This window comes from Cellulomonas fimi ATCC 484 (assembly GCF_000212695.1).
Lineage (GTDB): Bacteria > Actinomycetota > Actinomycetes > Actinomycetales > Cellulomonadaceae > Cellulomonas > Cellulomonas fimi.
This window is the reverse complement of sequence record NC_015514.1, coordinates 952,295-968,874: the sequence shown is the minus strand read 5'-3', so window position 1 is coordinate 968,874 and position 16,580 is coordinate 952,295. Positions and strand designations below refer to the sequence as shown.

The 16,580-nt window shown below is 76.2% G+C and carries 16 protein-coding genes; 1 reads left to right on the top strand and 15 read right to left on the bottom strand.

Annotation, left to right across the window (positions count from 1 at the left end; all coding sequences use genetic code 11):
• Positions 1-109: 109 nt before the first annotated feature.
• From CELF_RS04440 to CELF_RS04425, 4 genes are all read right to left on the bottom strand, one after another.
• Entirely contained in the window at positions 110-1,129 is a 1,020-nt protein-coding gene (locus CELF_RS04440) for a LacI family DNA-binding transcriptional regulator (RefSeq protein ID WP_013770048.1), read from the bottom strand.
• Positions 1,130-1,293: 164 nt separating this feature from the next.
• On the bottom strand, positions 1,294-2,025 hold the full coding sequence (locus tag CELF_RS04435) for an ABC transporter permease (RefSeq protein ID WP_013770047.1): 732 nt from the start codon (positions 2,023-2,025) through the stop codon (positions 1,294-1,296).
• On the bottom strand, positions 2,022-2,819 hold the full coding sequence (locus CELF_RS04430) for an ABC transporter ATP-binding protein (RefSeq protein ID WP_013770046.1): 798 nt from the start codon (positions 2,817-2,819) through the stop codon (positions 2,022-2,024). Before CELF_RS04430 ends, CELF_RS04435 begins: the two co-directional genes overlap by 4 nt.
• A gap of 41 nt (positions 2,820-2,860) precedes the next feature.
• A complete protein-coding gene (locus tag CELF_RS04425; RefSeq protein WP_041553342.1) occupies positions 2,861-3,703 on the bottom strand; it encodes a maleylpyruvate isomerase N-terminal domain-containing protein in 843 nt (280 codons plus the stop codon).
• Between the two features lie 68 nt (positions 3,704-3,771).
• Between CELF_RS04425 and CELF_RS04420 the strand changes: the two genes are divergently transcribed.
• On the top strand, positions 3,772-4,176 hold the full coding sequence (locus CELF_RS04420) for a DoxX family protein (RefSeq protein WP_013770044.1): 405 nt from the start codon (positions 3,772-3,774) through the stop codon (positions 4,174-4,176).
• On the opposite strand, the gene CELF_RS04415 is transcribed toward CELF_RS04420, so the two are convergent.
• From CELF_RS04415 to CELF_RS04360, 11 genes are all read right to left on the bottom strand, one after another.
• Entirely contained in the window at positions 4,142-5,011 is an 870-nt protein-coding gene (locus CELF_RS04415; RefSeq protein WP_013770043.1) for a putative protein N(5)-glutamine methyltransferase, read from the bottom strand. The two genes, CELF_RS04420 and CELF_RS04415, sit on opposite strands and share 35 nt — an antisense overlap.
• 41 nt (positions 5,012-5,052) lie before the next feature.
• Complete coding sequence (locus tag CELF_RS04410; protein WP_013770042.1) at positions 5,053-5,685, bottom strand: TetR/AcrR family transcriptional regulator; 633 nt, start codon at positions 5,683-5,685, stop codon at positions 5,053-5,055.
• A gap of 138 nt (positions 5,686-5,823) precedes the next feature.
• Positions 5,824-6,342 carry a GNAT family N-acetyltransferase gene (locus CELF_RS04405; RefSeq protein WP_013770041.1) on the bottom strand — a complete coding sequence of 173 codons (519 nt, stop codon included), beginning with the start codon at positions 6,340-6,342 and terminating at the stop codon, positions 5,824-5,826.
• A 52-nt stretch (positions 6,343-6,394) separates the two neighbouring features.
• A complete protein-coding gene (locus CELF_RS04400) occupies positions 6,395-6,583 on the bottom strand; it encodes a hypothetical protein (RefSeq protein ID WP_013770040.1) in 189 nt (62 codons plus the stop codon).
• 212 nt (positions 6,584-6,795) lie between these two features.
• Positions 6,796-8,304, bottom strand: coding sequence for an L-arabinose isomerase (araA, locus tag CELF_RS04395; protein WP_013770039.1), 1,509 nt, complete (start codon positions 8,302-8,304; stop codon positions 6,796-6,798).
• On the bottom strand, positions 8,301-9,071 hold the full coding sequence (locus CELF_RS04390; RefSeq protein ID WP_013770038.1) for an L-ribulose-5-phosphate 4-epimerase: 771 nt from the start codon (positions 9,069-9,071) through the stop codon (positions 8,301-8,303). The genes araA and CELF_RS04390 overlap by 4 nt, the downstream gene beginning before the upstream one ends.
• Positions 9,072-9,133: 62 nt before the next feature.
• Complete coding sequence (locus CELF_RS04385; protein WP_013770037.1) at positions 9,134-10,732, bottom strand: xylulokinase; 1,599 nt, start codon at positions 10,730-10,732, stop codon at positions 9,134-9,136.
• 287 nt (positions 10,733-11,019) lie between these two features.
• Positions 11,020-12,090, bottom strand: a complete 1,071-nt coding sequence (locus CELF_RS04380) for a LacI family DNA-binding transcriptional regulator (RefSeq protein WP_013770036.1) — start codon at positions 12,088-12,090, stop codon at positions 11,020-11,022.
• A gap of 156 nt (positions 12,091-12,246) precedes the next feature.
• Positions 12,247-13,080 carry a pyrroline-5-carboxylate reductase gene (gene proC, locus CELF_RS04375; protein WP_013770035.1) on the bottom strand — a complete coding sequence of 278 codons (834 nt, stop codon included), beginning with the start codon at positions 13,078-13,080 and terminating at the stop codon, positions 12,247-12,249.
• A 245-nt stretch (positions 13,081-13,325) separates the two neighbouring features.
• A complete protein-coding gene (locus CELF_RS19395; protein WP_013770034.1) occupies positions 13,326-15,521 on the bottom strand; it encodes an efflux RND transporter periplasmic adaptor subunit in 2,196 nt (731 codons plus the stop codon).
• Entirely contained in the window at positions 15,514-16,452 is a 939-nt protein-coding gene (locus CELF_RS04360) for a hypothetical protein (RefSeq protein ID WP_013770033.1), read from the bottom strand. Before CELF_RS04360 ends, CELF_RS19395 begins: the two co-directional genes overlap by 8 nt.
• Between the last annotated feature and the right edge of the window lie 128 nt (positions 16,453-16,580).

The following is a 16,580-nucleotide window of genomic DNA, read 5'->3' as shown; positions in this document are numbered from 1 at the left end:
TCCACTCCTTCGTAGAGGTCGTGCTGCTCCGGTCGGTGCGTGCGCCCCGCCGCGATCGGGTGCGGGGTGCCCGGGCGGGCCGCGGGGCGGCCCTGGTGCGGGTGGGGGGTCACCGCCTCCCGCGGGGTGCTGCTGTCGTCTCCCGGACCACGAGCTCGACCGGGACGTGCTCGCGGCGGTCCTGCCGCCGCGGGTTCTCGATGGCGTCGACGAGGAGCCGGACGCCGAAGGACGCGAGCTGCGCGAGGTCCTGGCGGATCGTCGTCAGGGCGCGGGTGAGGTAGGCGGCCTCGGGGATGTCGTCGAACCCGACGACGGAGACGTCTCCGGGGACGTCGCGGCCCGCGTCGGCGAACGCGCGCAGCACGCCGATCGCCATGTGGTCGTTGGCGACGAACACCGCGCTCACGTCGGGGTCGGCGGCGAGCCGCTGCCCGAGGGCGTAGCCCGACGGTGCGCTCCAGTCGCCGTGCAGCGGCTCGGGCGCGGGGGCGCCGGCCCGCTCGAGGGCGTCGCGCCAGCCGTCGAGGCGCAGGCCCGCCGAGCGCCAGCCCGCGGGACCGGCGACGTGGTGCACGGTGCGGTGGCCCAGTCCCAGCAGGTGCTCGGTCGCGGCGCGGCCGCCGCCCGACTGGTCCGCGTCGACCATGATCTCGTTGCCCGAGATCCCGTAGCGGCCGGACAGGCTGAGGATCGGCAGGTCGCCGATCTGGCCCGGGTCGAGCTGGAAGACGCCGACGGGCTCGTTGACGGCGACGCCGTCGACCCCCTGGTCGACGAGGCCCTGCAGCGACTCGGTGATGCTCTCCGGGTCCCCTTCGAGCGTGTTGACGACCGACATCGCGTACCCGGCGGACCGGATCGCGTGCTCGATGCCGACCATGAGCGACGCGGGCCCGAAGTCGGTGGAGCCGACGGACAGCACGCCGATGGTGCGGCTGCGGCCCGAGACCAGCTGGCGGGCGGCGCGGTTGGGCCGGTAGCCGAGCTGCGCGGCGGCGGCGCGGACGCGCTCGCGGACCTCGGGGCGCACGTGCGGGTCGCCGTTGATGACGCGGGAGACCGTCTTCTGGGAGACCCCGGCGGCGCGGGCGACGTCCACCGCGACGACTGCGCGCTCCACGGCCACGAGGTGTCTCCTTCGGTCGGCTCTGTCCGATGACTACGTAGTCAAACCGTCGCCTGACTACGTAGTCAAGACACGGGAGGACACGAGTTGGTCTCGGCGACCGATGGCCGCGCTCCCATGTGTCACGGGCCGCCCGTGAGTGGCCACGGGCGGCCCGTCAGCGGTCAGGGAGTGCGGCGGCGGAGCGTCGTCGCACCCACCACGAGCGCCCCGACGATGAACAGCGCGACCACGCCGACGTCGCCGCGGACCTCCGTCCAGCCCGACCCCGCGGCGAGCTTCTGCATCGCGTCGAGCGCGTAGGTCAGCGGGAAGACGCGGGACAGCCACTCGAGCACCTGCGGCATCTCGTCGCGCGGCATGAGCAGGCCGCACGTGATGAGCTGCGGGAAGACGACCGCCGGCATGAGCTGGACGGCCTGGAACTCCGTGCGCGCGAGCGCCGACGCCCCCAGCCCGAGCGCCGAGCCGAGCACGGCGTCGAGCACCGCCACGAGCACGACGAGACCGAGCGGCCCCGCCACGTCCATCCCGCACACCCCGACCGCGAACCCCACGACGACCACGGCCTGCACCGTCGCCAGCACCGCGAACGCGATCGCGTAGCCCACGACGACGTCCGCCCGGCCGATCGGCATCGTCATGAGCCGCTCCAGCGTCCCGGACGTCCGCTCGCGCAGCGTCGCGACGCTCGTCACCAGGAACATCACCAGCAGCGGGAACAGGCCGACGAGCAGCGGGCCGAACTGGTCGAGCACCGGGGTGCCGTCGAACATCCACGCGATGAGGCCGAGCAGCAGGCACGGCAGCAGCAGCACGAGGGCGATCGTCCGGTGGTCGTGGCGCAGCTGGGTCAGGACGCGGGCGGCCGTCGCCGCCGTCAGCCGGGCGCTCATGCCGCGCTCCCGGTACCCGTCGCGTGCCGGCCCGCCGCGCCGGGTCCGCGTCCACCCGGGCCGCCGCCACCACCCGCCTCGGCCTCGTCGACCAGCGCGAGGAACGCGCCCTCGGCGTCCGCGGCACCCGTACGCGCCAGGAGCTCGGGGAGCGTCGCGTCGGCCAGCACCGCGCCCTGGCGCATGAGCACGAGCCGGTCGCAGCGCGCGGCCTCGTCCATGACGTGGCTCGACACGAGCAGGCTCGCGCCGCCGGCCGCGAGGCGGCCGAACAGGTCCCACAGGTCGCGACGCAGCACGGGGTCGAGGCCGACGGTCGGCTCGTCGAGCACCAGCAGCTCGGGGTGGGCCAGCAGCGCGATCGCGAGCGACACGCGGGACCGCTCACCGCCCGAGAGCGTGCCGATGCCCTGCCGCGCGTGCGCTCCGAGGTCGACCTCGTCGATCGCGCGGTCGACCTCCCGCTGCCCGAGGCCGAGGATCGCCGCCGCGTAGCGGAGGTTCTCGGTGACCGTGAGGTCGACGTAGACGCTGGGCGCCTGCGTGACGTAGCCGATCCGGGGGCGCAGCGCGGCCGAGCCGGCGGGCTCGCCGAGCACCCGGACCTCACCGGACGCGACCACCTGGGCTCCGACGACCGTGCGCATCAGGGTCGTCTTGCCGCTGCCGCTCGGTCCGAGCAGCCCGACGACCTGTCCGGCCGGCACCGTGAGGTCGAGCCCGTCGAGCACGGCCTGGCCGCCGCGCACGACCCGCAGGCCGCGGACGGTGATCGCCGGAACGTTATTCCCCATGTGAGGAATAATGCTCCTCGGGACCGCTCAGGGCAAGGACCTCACTGGCTCGACTCGACGAGCACCGCCCGGAACCGGTCGACGACGGCGGCGTCACCGTCCACCTCCAGCACCTCCAGCGTCCCCCGGCCCCACAGCCACCGGTCGAGGTCCCACGCCGTACCCGTCACCGTCGCCGCGGCACCCGCCTCGACGGCCGGGAGGTCGCGCGCGACGAGCTCCCCGGCGTCGAGGTCGTACGTCGCGCCCGTCCGCGGCGACGTGCCCGTGAACCGCCCGAGCGCGACCAGCCACGACCGTCCCGCGTCGCGCGCGACGACCCGCACCCGAGCGGCCGGGTCGGGCGTGAACGACGCCCAGTCCGGCAGGCCGCTCATCATGACCGCGAGCATCTCGTCGACCCCGTCCGCCGCGACCGCGACGTCCGGCGGCGTGACCGGGACGCCCGCCACCTGCTCGGCGTCGACCCGGTGCACGAGCACCTCGTGCGCCTGCCTGCGCAGCACCCACGCCACGTCGCCCCCGTGCGCCGACCACGACCAGCAGCGCTCCGACGGGCCGTGCGCCGCGAGTGCGTCGAGCAGCGTCGCCGAGGCTCCCCGCAGCCCCCCGACGAGCTCCTCCTCGGGCGGTCGCGGCGGCTCGACGACACCCGCCGGCGGGTCCCCGCCGAGGTCGACGACCGCGTCGGGCCCCGCGAGCGCCACGACCTGCGCCCAGAAGCCCTGCACCTCCCCCAGGTGGTGCGCGAGGTCGCCCGCGGACCAGTCCGGGCACGCGGGGACGCGGGCGTCGGGTGGTGCGGCGGCCAGCACGTCCGCGGCACGGGCGGACTCGGTGCGGATCACGTCGGAGAACGGCAGCGCGGCCGACGGCGTCGTCATGGCGCGACCGTAGCGGTCACCTCCCACGAGCGGGTGCCGCACGCCCCGGCGTCCCCCTACCGTGGGGCATGCTCCCCGCACCCGTCCGCCGCCACGGGCCCGCCGTCGCGCTCGCCGCCCTCCTCGGGTCCGCCGGGGTCCTGCACCTGCGCCGCCCCGCGCTGTTCCACCCCCTCGTCCCGCGTGCGCTCGGCGCACCCGGTCCGTGGGTGCTCGGCAGCGGCGTCGCGGAGCTGGCGTGCGCGGCGGCGCTCGTCGCGCCCGCGACGCGGCGGGCGGGCGGGATCGCGTCGGCCGCGCTGCTCGTCGCGGTCTTCCCCGGCAACGTCACCATGGCCGTCCGCTCGCACCCCGGCGCCGGGCACTGGTCGCGCAGCCCGTGGGTCGCGTGGGGGCGGCTGCCGCTGCAGGTGCCGCTCGTCGCCTGGGCCGTCGCCGTCAGCCGGGCCGCGGGACGTCTCGGCGGCCGATGACGACGGTCGCGCCCACCTCGTCGTCCCGCACGACCCACGGCACCAGGCCCGCCGCGGACATCGCCGCGGCCGTGGCCGGCGCCTGCCGCCCGCTCGTCTCGACGAGGAGGTGACCGCCGGGCCGCAACCAGCGCGGCGCGGCTGCGGCGACCCGGCGCTGCACGTCCAGCCCGTCCGGTCCGCCGTCGAGCGCGACGCGGGCCTCGTGGTCGCGCGCCTCGGGCGGCATGAGGCGGACCTCGTCGGTCGGGACGTACGGGGCGTTCGCGGTGAGGACGTCGACCCGGCCCTCCAGGTGCGAGGGCAACGGCGCGTCGACGTCGCCCAGGAGCGCCACGCCGCCCACCGGGTCGAGGTTCCGGCGCGCGACCTGCACCGCCGCAGGGTCCACGTCGACGGCCACCAGGACCGCGTCCACCAGCGACGACACCACCGCGAGCCCCACGGCCCCCGTCCCGCAGCACAGGTCGACGACCACCGCGCCGCGCGCCGGAGCGAGCGCGACCGCCTCGCGCACCAGCACCTCGGTGCGGCGACGCGGCACGAACACCGTCGGGGCGACCGCGACCCGCAGCCCGCAGAACTCCGCCCACCCGAGCACCTGCTCGAGCGGCTCGCCGGCGACGCGGCGCACGACCATCGTCTCGAGGCGGTCCGGGTCGTCCGTCGCACCGAGCAGGAGGGCCGCCTCGTCCTCGGCGAAGACGCATCCCGCGGCGCGCAACCGCGCGGCGAGGGCCACCGGGTCGGGCGACGGCACACCGGGGCTGCGCGCCTCCGGGGACGGCACGCCGGCAGCGCGGTCGTCGGGGGACGGCACGTCAGCGGTCGGCACGTCGGGAACCTACGCCCGCGCGACCCCCGTGCGCGACGGTTTCACGCGCCGCCTGGCAGCGGCCCGTCGAGGTACCGCTGCACGACCGGGCCGACGAGCGCGGCCAGCCGGTCCGCGTCGAGCGACGCCACGGGCTCGACCCGGAGCACGTGCCGCGTGACGAGCACCCCGACCACGTGCGACGCGACGAGCGACACCCGCAGCGCCGGGTCGGGGCCGGGCAGGACCCGCGCGACCTGCGAGAAGACCTCGCGGCCGACGTACCCCATGAGGGCCTGCGACGGCACCTCGCCCGAGCCGAAGCCGGAGAACACGGCCCGGAACGTGACGCCGCCGTCCGAGTCCCACACGCCCAGCACCGTGCGCAGCAGCCGCTCCCCCAGCCCGTCCAGGCCCCCGGCGACGAGGTCCGCCGCGGACTGCGCCGGGTCGACGCCCCGCGGGATCACCCCTGCCGCGAACAGCGCCGCCTTGTCGCCGAAGTAGTGCCGGACGAGCGCCGGGTCGACCCCGGCCCGCCGGGCCACCGACCGCACGCTCGCCGCCTCGTACCCCTTCTCGGCGAACTCCTCGCGGGCCGCGGCCGCGATCGCCCCGCGCGTGTCCTCCCCCGCCGGGCGCCGGCCGCGGGGCCGCACCGCGGCGGCAGGCTCGGGCGGACGCGACGTGGGCACGAGGTCAAGCCTAGGCACGGGGGCAGCGGCACGGGTGGTGCGCCTGCCGGGACCGGCTGCGACGCCCGCGCGGGACGGCGGGGGGCGGAGCGCCGGGAAGCCCGACCTCACCCGGTCACGAGCGCCGGCGGCCCCGTGTCAGACGCGGTCGGCGCCCGCACCGCCGCGGGCGGTCGTCACGAGCGCGTCGCCCGTGAGGCGGTACCCGGTCCAGTCGTCCATCGGGAACGCGCCGAGCGAGCGGTAGAACGCGATCGACGGGGCGTTCCAGTCGAGCACCGCCCAGTCCACCCGGGCGAAGCCGCGCTCGACGGCCGTCGCGGCGAGCCGGCACAGGAGCGCCTGCCCGTAGCCGTGACCGCGCTGGTCGGCGCGGACGTACAGGTCCTCGAGGTAGATGCCGTGGCGGCCGGTCCACGTCGAGAAGCTGAGGAACCACACCGCGATCCCGACCACGGCGCCGTCCCGCTCGACGACGTGCGCGAACACCGCCGGGGTCTCGCCGAACAGCGCGGCGGTCAGGTCCGCCTCGGTCGTCTCGACCGCGTCCGGCTCGCGCTCGTACTCCGCGAGCTCGCGGATGCACGCGAGGATGCCGGGCTCGTCACCGGGCCGGGCCGCGCGCAGCACGGCACCGCCCGCGAGGGTCGTCGTCACGGTCGCCGACGCTACCGCCGGCCCGCCCGTGCGCCCCGCGGGCGTCCGGCCCTCAGACCGCGCACTCGCAGACGAGGTTGTACTCGACGACCTGGTCGCCCTGCGCGGGGTCGGCCCAGGCCTCGGCGTCCTCCCGCGAGGCGAACTTCCGGCCCGCGAGCCGGCCGTTGGCCAGGAGCACGCTGAACTCGATGAGCGTCCGCGGGTCGTCCAGGTCGACCGTCGGGCTGGCCTGCGTCATGCGCGTCCTCCGCTCCTCGGGCGGGCTGGGATCCCGCTCCTCGATGTCAACAGGAGGGGCCCGCGCGGTGTTCCTGTCGTGGCCGTGCGGAGCGGCGACGGGCCGGGCGCGGGTGGACAGCACGGACGGGCCCGACCTCGTGGGTCGGACCCGTCCGTGGGCGTCGGCGGGACGCCGGGACCGGTGCGCGGTGCGGAGCCGCGCGCCGGAGGTCAGAGGCCCTGGGCGAGCCGCCAGTAGGCCTGGTTCCAGCGGACCTGCTCGCGGAAGCCGCGGCGGGTCGTGGACTCGTCGATGACGAGCAGCTCGGTGCGGGCGATCTCGGCGAAGTCCTCGAACACCTCGATGCCGACGGCCGTGGTGAGCACCGTGTGGTGCGCGCCGCCCGCCGTCAGCCACGCCTCGGCGGAGGTGCGGAAGTCGGGGCGGGGCTGCCAGACGGCGCGGGCCACGGGCAGGTTCGGCAGCGCAGCGGTCGGCGGGACGACGTCCACGACGTTCGCGGTGAGGCGGAACCGGTCGCGCATGTCCGCGAGCGAGACGACGACGCCGACGCCCGGGTCGGTGTCGAACACCAGGCGGACCGGGTCCTCCTTGCCGCCGATGCCGAGCGGGTGGATCTCGAGCTTCGGCTTCGACGTCGTGAGCGTCGGGCAGATCTCGAGCATGTGCGCACCGAGGATGCGCTCGTCGCCGGGCGTGAGGTCGTAGGTGTAGTCCTCCATGAGGGAGGCGCCACCGGGCAGGCCCTCGCCCATGACCTTCGCGGCCCGGACCAGGACGGCCGTCTTCCAGTCGCCCTCGGCGCCGAAGCCGTAGCCGTCGGCCATGAGGCGCTGCACCGCGAGGCCGGGGAGCTGCTTGAGCGCACCGAGGTCCTCGAAGTTGGTCGTGAACGCCTTCGCGCCGACCGACTCCAGGAAGGTGCGCAGCGCGATCTCCTGGCGCGCGCCGTACCGGAGCGACTCGTGCCGGTCCCCGCCGCGGCGCAGCTCGGGAACGACGTCGTACAGCTCCTCGTACTCGGCGACGAGCGCGTCGACCGCGGCGTCGTCGACCGCGTCCACCGCGGCGACGAGGTCGTTGACGCCCCACGTGTTGACCGAGACGCCGAACTTCAGCTCGGCCTCCGTCTTGTCACCCTCGGTGACGCCGACGTTGCGCATGTTGTCGCCGAACCGCGCGAGGCGCAGCTCGTGCGTCGCGGCCCAGCCGGCGGCCGCGCGGGCCCACGTGCCGACCGACTGCTGCACGGCCGGGTTCGACGCGTGGCCCACGACCGTCTTGCGGGCCGTGCCCAGGCGCGTCGCCATGTACCCGAACTCACGGTCGCCGTGGGCGGCCTGGTTGAGGTTCATGAAGTCCATGTCGATGGTGTCCCACGGCAGCTCCACGTCGGCCTGCGTGTGCAGGTGCAGGAGCGGCTTGCGCAGGGCGTCGAGGCCGGCGATCCACATCTTCGCCGGGGAGAACGTGTGCATCCAGACGACGACGCCGAGGACCTTGTCGTCGGAGTTCGCGTCGAGCGCGGCACGGCGGATCGCGGCGGAGTCCTTGAGGACCGGCTTCCAGACGACGGTCGCGGGCACGGCGTCGGAGTCCTGCAGGAGGCGCGCCACCTCCTGCGACTGCTCGGCCACCTGGCGCAGCGTCTCCTCGCCGTAGAGGTCCTGGCTCCCGGTGAAGAACCAGATCTCACGGTCGGCGTAGGGCTTGGTCATCGGGCGCTCTCCTGCTCGGTCTCGGTGGTGGTGTCGGTCGCGGCGGGGGCGGCGGTGCCCTGGCCGTACACGTTCTGGTAGCGGTCGTACAGCGAGTCGACGTGCTCCTGCGCGATCGGCAGGGGCTCGCCGAGCTGGCGGGAGATGTGCACGGTGCGCGCGACCTCCTCGACCATGACGGCCGCCTTGACGGCGCCCTTGGCGTCCTTGCCGATCGTGAAGGGCCCGTGGTTGCGCATGAGGACCGCAGGGCTGCGCGACTCGCGCAGCGTCTCGACGATCCCGCGCCCGATGGAGTCGTCGCCGATGAGCGCGAACGGGCCGATCGGGATGTCGCCGCCGAACTCGTCGGCCATCATCGTGAGCACGCACGGCACCGGCTCGGCGCGCGCGGCCCAGGCCGTCGCGTAGGTCGAGTGCGTGTGCACGACGCCGCCGACCTCGCTCATGTGCGTGTACACGTAGGCGTGCGCCGCGGTGTCCGACGAGGGGGCGCGCGTGCCGTCGACCAGGTTGCCGTCGAGGTCGCACACCACCATCGACTCGGGCGTCAGCTCGTCGTACGTCACGCCGGACGGCTTGATGACGAACAGGTCCTTGTCGCTGGGACCGGCCGGGTCGACGACGACGCGCTGCGACACGTTGCCGGCGGTCCAGACGACCAGGCCCCAGCGCGGCAGCTCGGCGTGCAGGCGCGCGACGACCTCGCGCGTGGTCGCGACGGCGGCGCGCACGTCGTCCGGGTAGGCGTCCAGGGCTGTCGTCATGCGGGTCTCGCTCCTGCTTCTCGTCGTGCGGGGTGGGGGTCGCGTGGGGGTGCCGCGGCCGGTCAGACGGCCGTGGTGGCGGCCTTCTCGACCGCGAGGCCGGCGACGTACCGCTCGAGGTACGCCGCGAAGCCGCGCACGTCGTCCGCGTCGGGCTCGACCACGTCGATCGACGCGTCGGCGAACACGCGCTCGGTCAGGTACGTGCCGAGGTCGGTCTCGCCGGCCGCGTCGAGGTAGGCGGCGAGCACCGCGATGCCCCACGCGCCGCCCTCGCTCGCGGTGTCGCCGACCGCGACGGGCGCGTCGACGGCCGCCGCGAGGAGCCGCTGCGCGACGCCCGCCGTGCGGAACAGCCCGCCGTGCGCGAACAGCGCGTCGACCTCGACGCCCTCCTCGGCGAGGATCCGCATGCCGAGGCTCAGCGTGCCGAACGCCCCGTACACCTGCGTGCGGACGAAGTTGGCGAGCGTGAGCCGGCTGTCCGGGGTGCGGACGAACAGCGGGCGTCCCTCGGCGAGGTCCGTGATCGGCTCACCCGACAGGTAGTTGTAGGCCAGCAGGCCGCCGCCGTCGGCGTCGCCCGTCAGCGCCTCGCGCAGCAGCACGCCGAACACCGTGTCGGCGTCGGCGTCGTGGCCGAGGGCGGTGGCGAACTGGTGGAACACGCCCGCCCACGCACCGAGCTCGCTCGCGCCGTTGTTGCAGTGCACCATCGCGACGAGGTCGCCCGCGGGCGTCGTCACGAGGTCGATCTCGGAGTGCACCCGCTCGAGCGCCTTCTCCAGCACGATCATCGCGAAGATGCTCGTCCCGACGCTCACGTTGCCCGTGCGCTGCGCGACCGCGTTGGTCGCGACCATGCCCGTGCCCGCGTCACCCTCGGGCGGGCAGAACGGCACGCCGGCCCGCAGCGTGCCCGACGGGTCGAGCAGCGCGGCACCCTCCTCGGTGAGGCGGCCCGCCTCCTGCCCGGCGACGAGCACCTCGGGCAGCACGTCGGCCAGGCGCAGGCCCGGGCGGCGCTCGGCGACGCGCTCGTCGAACCGGGCGACCATCGTGGCGTCGTAGTCACGCGTGGCCGGGTCGATCGGGAAGACGCCCGACGCGTCGCCGACGCCGAGCACCTTGCGGCCCGTGAGCTTCCAGTGCACGTAGCCGGCGAGCGTCGTGAGGAACGCGACCTGGGGGACGTGCGGCTCGTCGTCGAGGACGGCCTGGTAGAGGTGCGCGATCGACCAGCGCAGCGGGATGTTGTGGCCGAGCAGCTCGGTGAGCTCGGTCGCGGCGCGCTCCGTGCTCGTGTTGCGCCACGTGCGGAACGGGACGAGCAGCTCGCCGGCCCCGTCGAACGCGAGGTAGCCGTGCATCATCGCCGAGACCCCGAGCGCGCGGAACCTCGTCGGCTGCACGCCGTACCGCTCCTGCGTGTCGGCGAGCAGCGTCGCGTACGCCTCCTGCAGGCCCGACCACACCGCGTCGAGCGAGTACGTCCAGGTGCGGTCCACGAACTGGTTCTCCCAGGCGTGGCTGCCGCTCGCGACGGGGGTGCCGTCGGACGTGATGAGGCAGGCCTTGATGCGCGTCGACCCGAGCTCGATGCCGAGGGTCGTCTCGCCTGCGCTGATCGCGTCCCGGACCTGGGCGGTGTCGACCGTCATCGTCGCGGCTCCTTCGTCGCTGCGGGCGCTCCCGGCCGTCGGGCCGGGCGGGTGGGGATCGCCGGCGATCACCGGCGCAGAGCCAATGTTAGCGCTCACATCCGGTTCGCGGTCCACCCCGGAGGTCCTACGCGCGACCTCCCGCCGCCCATCCTCTCGCGACCTCGCGACCTCGTGCCGAGATCGCGAGTCCCACCTCACGATCTCGGCAGCAGATCGCGATCTCGCGCCCGCGGGGGGAGGGGGGGTGGGACACCCGGGGTGGGACGGGTGGGGTGGGGTGGGGGTCAGGGGCGGACGCTGCTGGCGCGGACGACGAGCTCCGCCGGGATGAGGCGGTGGCCCGGGTCGGCACCCGCCATCGCGGCATCCAGGGTGTCGATCGCGAGCACGCCGAGCGCCGTGAAGTCCTGCCGGACCGTGGTCAGCGGCGGGACGTAGTGCGCCGACCCGACCTCGTCGTCGAAGCCCACGAGCGCCACGTCCTCCGGCACCCGCACGCCCGCCTCCCAGAACGCGTGCAGCAGGCCCAGCGCGAGCTGGTCGTTCGCCGCGAACACCGCGTCCGGCAGCCCCTCACGGACCAGCCGCCGCCCGACCGCGTACCCGTCCGACGCCGCCCACCCGACCACCACCGGGTCGTCCGCGGGGACGCCCGCCGCCGCGCACTCGGCCCGCCAGCCCACGAGCCGGTCCTGCGCGTCGAACCAGTCCTGCGGGCCCGCGACGTGCAGCACGCCCGTGCGGCCCTCGCCGAGCAGGTGCGCCGTCGCGAGTCGCGCACCCTGCTGCTGGTCCACCCCGACCGCGTGCAGGTGCGGCACCGACGGGACGTCCGCCGCCGACGAGACGACGACCACCGGGACCGGCGAGTCCAGCGCGGCGAGGACGTCCACCGCCTGCACCGTCGGCGCGATGATCGCCACGCCGTCGACGCCCTGGCCGAGGAAGTGCTCGAACGCCCGGTGCATCGCGTCGCCGTCGAACTGCCGCATCGTCGCGACCGACACGAACCAGCCCGCGACGCGCGCCGCCTCCTCGACGCCGACCATCGTGCTCGTCGGGCCGTAGAGCGCCGTCGCCGGCGTGACGACGCCGACCGTGCCCGTGCGGCGCGTGACGAGCGCGCGGGCGGCGCTGTTGCGGCGGTAGCCGAGCTCGGCGATGGCCGCGAGCACCCGGTCGCGCGTCGCCGGGCGCACCGACGGGTGGTCGTTGAGGACCCGGGACACCGTCTGGTGCGACACGCCCGCGCGTGCGGCCACGTCGCTCATCGCCGGCGGCCGCGCCGTCGTGCCGTTGCGCGCGGCAGCGGGCCGGCTCGTCGCCGTCCCGTCCGCGCCGTGCTCGTCGCCCACCGGCCTCGCCCTGCCCGTCCCGCTCCTGGTCCCGCCGCCGACCGTACCGGTCCCGGGCGCCGCCGCCGTCACCGACCTGGACCAGGCCGGTCCCGCGCGTCGCCGCCCGCGGGCCGCGCACCGCTGCGCGCGTCGCGCCTGGTCCCGCCGGTGGCGTCAGCCGCCGTGCTGCGCGCCCAGCTGCCGGGAACGCTCCGCCGCGGCACGGGCCGCCGCGACCACGCCCGCCCGGACCGCGTGCGCGTCGAGCTCCGCGACCGCCGCGACCGTCGTGCCGCCCGGCGACGAGACGCGCTCGCGCAGCACGACGGGGTGCTCCCCCGACTGCGCCGCGAGCGCCGCCGCGCCCTCGACCGTCGCCACCGCCAGCCGCGAGGCCAGGTCACGGGTCAGACCCAGCAGCACGCCGGCCTCCGCCATCGCGTCGATCAGGTAGAACGCGTACGCCGGGCCGGACCCCGAGATCGCGGTGACCGCGTCCAGGTCCTTCTCCGCGACGCGCACGACGAGCCCCGTCGCCGCGAGCACCCGCTCGACGAGCGCCAGGTGGTCGTCGTCGGCGTGCCGGCCCGCGGCGATCGCGCTCGCGCCCTTGCCCACGACCGCCGGCGTGTTCGGCATGACCCGGACGACGGGCGTGCCGTCGGGCAGGCGCCCCTCGTAGAACGCGAGCGGCAGGCCCGCAGCGACCGAGACCACGAGCGTCCCCGCCCGCAGCACGGGCGCCACCTCGTCGAGCACCGCACCCACGACGTTCGGCTTCACCGCGACGAGGACGACGTCCGCCCGCTCGGCCGCCTGCGCGTTCGAGGAGCCCGTGCGCACGCCGTACCGGTCCGCGAGCTCCTCCGCCCGGGCCGACGCGTGCTCCGTGACCTCGACGCGGTCCGTGGCCCACCCGGCCGTGAGCAGCGACGAGAGCAACGCCTCGCCCATCACGCCACCGCCGAGCACCGCCACCCGCGGCGTGCCGTCCGCCGGTCCCGTCATCGTCGTCCTCCCTCGCGCGCCCCGCCGTGAGGGCGACGCGGCGAGCCTACTCAGCGCGGTCGCGCGACGGCGTCGCCGCCCGGCCGCGCGCCGACGGGCACCGCACCCCGCACCGTCCGGTCCACCCGCGTGGCTGTCCGGTCGCGGGCTCCGGCCGTCATGCGGCGGGCGGGACTGCCGTCCCCCTCGTCGTGGGTGCCGGCCCCGGGACACCGCCCGAGCATGGGGCGGGGGCGGGACAGCCGTCAGCCCTGATCGCGGGTGCCGGCCCCGGGGGCGCCGCCCGTGAACCCGGCCGGCGGGCCGCCCTGCAGGACGACCGGGCCGCGCTCGTCCTGCGTGCCGCCGAGGCCCGACAGGCCCGTGCTGCTCGACGACGAGCCGGGCTCGACCTGCTGCTGCAGGTCCGCGAGCACGACCTCGTCGCCCTCGACCAGCCCCGAGACGATCTCGGTGCGCTCCGCGCCCACCGCGCCGACCTCGACCTCCACCGTGCTCGGGGTCGCACCGTCGAGCACCTGGACGGACGTCGTGCCGTCGGCCGTGCGGACCGCCGACGTGGGGACCGTCAGGACGTCGTCGACGCCCGCGACCTGCACGTCGACCTGCGCCGATGCACCGTCGAACAGCCGCTGCGACGTCGCGTCCAGCGCCACGACGACCGTGTACGCCGGGTCGGACGTCGTCGAGACGTCGAGCACGCCGACGCTGCTCACCGTGCCCGGCAGGACCGCGTCCGTGCTGGGCGTCGTCACCGACGCCGCCTGACCGACCGCGACGAGGTCGACGTCGCCGAGTCCGACCGTCGTCGACACCGTGTACCCGTCCGTGCCGACGACCGTCACGACCGCCGTCGTCGACGAGGCCGTCACGGCGTCGCCCGGCGCGAGCGCGACCGCGGCGACCGTTCCCGTGATCGGGCTGGTGAGGGTGCCGAACGGCAGTGCGGCCTGCGCGACGGCGAGCTCCGCCTCCGCGGCGGCGACGGCGGCCTGGTCGGCGAGGATCGTCGCCGCCGACGCGGCCCCGCCGGATGACCCGTCGGTTGTCGGCGCGCCGGACGCGGCATCGGTCTCCCCCGCCGAGCTGCCGCTCGGGGAGACCGACGTGGTGGTGGTGCCGGTCGTGGTGCCGGTGCCTGCGGTCGCCGACGAGGAGCTCGTGGTCGTCGTCGACGAGGCGCCCGCCGTGCCCGCACCCGCCGACGCCCCGGGCGCGGCCGACGTGTCCGTCGTGACGGACGCGGCGGCGACGGCGTCCTGCAGCGCCGCGACGGCGGTGTCGAGGGCCGTCGCGAGCGCCGTGAGCGCCTGCTGCGCCGCGTCGGTCGCCTCCTGCGCGTCGAGCGTGCCGTCGATCGCCGCCCGGCAGGCGACGAGCGCGGCGCGGACGGCGGCGTCGTCGGCGGACGTCGCGTCGTCGGGGGACGTCGCGTCATCGGCGGACGTCGCGTCATCGGTGGACGTCGCGTCGTCGGTGGACGTCGCGTCGGCGGCGGACGTCGCGTCGTCGGTGGCGGTGGCCGTGGGCGTGACGTCGGTCGTGGCCGGGCGGGTGTCCACGGAGCCGTCGGCGGTGCCGGGCGCATCGGCGGTCGCCTCGCCGTCGCCGTCCTCGTCCACGAGGTCGAGGAAGGCCGCGCACGTGGAGCGCGACGCCTCGACGGCGGAGCTGCTCGTGGCCAGGGCGTCGTGCGCGGCGGCGGCCTGGGCGAGCAGGTCCCGCTGGGCGCGGCGGACGGCGGCGACGGCGGCCTGGACCGCGGGGTCGGGGTCCGACCCACCCGTGCCACCGGAGCCACCCGAGCCACCGGAACCACCCGTTCCGCCCGTTCCGCCCGAGCCACCTGTACCGCCCGTGCCGCTCCCCGACGCACCGGAGCCGGACGTCCCGGAGCCCGACGACAGGTCCCCGGACGTCCCGCCCGCCGACGCACCGGCCCCGGTCGACGACGTGCCGCTCGCGGTCGAGCCCGTGGACGACATGCCGGACGACGACTGCGAGGCGAGGTCCTCGTCGAGCTGGTCCTGCGCGTCGGCGAGCGCCTCCTGCGCGGCGTCGACGGCGTCCTGGAGCGAGGCGGCGTCGAGCGTCGCGAGGGTCGTGCCGGCGGTGACCTGCTGGCCCACGGCGACGTCGACGGTGGCGACGGTCCCGGCCACCGAGAACGCGACGTCGCGCCGCGTGGCCGACGAGACGGTCCCCACCGCGTCGACGGCCTGCTCGACGGCGGCCCTCTCGACGACGGCCGTGCGGTAGCGACCCGCGCCGTCGTCGGCGACCGCGAGGGCGACCCCGCCGCCGATCCCGCAGAGCACGACGGCACCCGCGGTCGCGAGCGCGACCGTGCGGCGGCGACGGCCGGGGCGCCGTGCCGCCGTGCGCCTGCCGGCCGGGGACGCGAGCGACGGGGCCGCGGCGTCGGCCCGCACGTCACGCATCGGTGCCCTCCTCGTCCTGGGTCCCGCCCTGACCGGGCGCGCCACCCGGGCCGCGCACGGCGAACCCGGACGTGCAGCCGTCGTCCGTCGGGTCGGTGACCTGGATCGCGGTGGCGGCGACCTCGCCGCTGTCGTCGGCCTCGCCGCGCACGGTCGCGCACCGCCCGGCGACGAGCGCGCTCGCGTCCGCGGCGGCCGTGCGCTGGTACGTCGTGGCGTCCGAGACGACGACCTGCCGGTCGCTCGTCGTGCCGTCCGCGGCGGTCACCCGCACGCTGAGCGTGCTGCCCGACACGGCGGTGACCTGCCCGCCGACGCCCGCGCCGAACGCGCGCACCTGCGGGGCGCCGTCGGGGCGCTCACCGCCAGCAGCCGGACCGTCCGTGGGGACACCCGACGGGAGGTCGGTCGGGGCACCGCCCGGCAGGTCGCCGGGCGCGCCGCCTCCCCCGGGACCGCCGGCCGTCGTGCACGTGCCGTCGTCCTGCGCGGCCGAGACCGTGACGCTCGTGGCCTCGACGGGGGCGTCCGACGCGTCGTCGGACGCGTCGGCGCCGGTCGAGGACGAGGGCGCCGCCACCGCGACGACGCACACGCCGACCGTCACGTCCGCGAGCGTCGCGGCCACGGTCTGGGTGATCGTCGTCGCGTCGGACCAGGTCACCGCGGTCTGCTCGTCGGTGCCGCGGACCTGCAGGAGCGCGTCGCCGACGGTCGCGATCTCCCCGACGACGCGCCCGCGGTCCTCGCTGCGCTGCGCGGGCGCGTCCGAGGCGGTCGCGTCGTCCGTGGCGGCGGGCTGCGCGGTGCTGCCCGCGCAGCCGGCGAGGGCGAGCACGAGGCCGACGGCGGGCAGCGCGAGCGCGCAGTCCCGGGGGCGCGTGCGGACCGCACCGTGCGGGCGTCGGGCGAGGGTGGGCGTCGAGGTCATGCGGGCTCCTCCGAGGCGGGTCGCCGGAGCGGCGACGGGTGGGTCGGCGGGTCGGGAGGCGGGTCGGGAGGCGGGTCGGGAGGCGGGTGGGCCGGCCGGAAGGTCGACGGGTGGGCCGGTCGGACGGC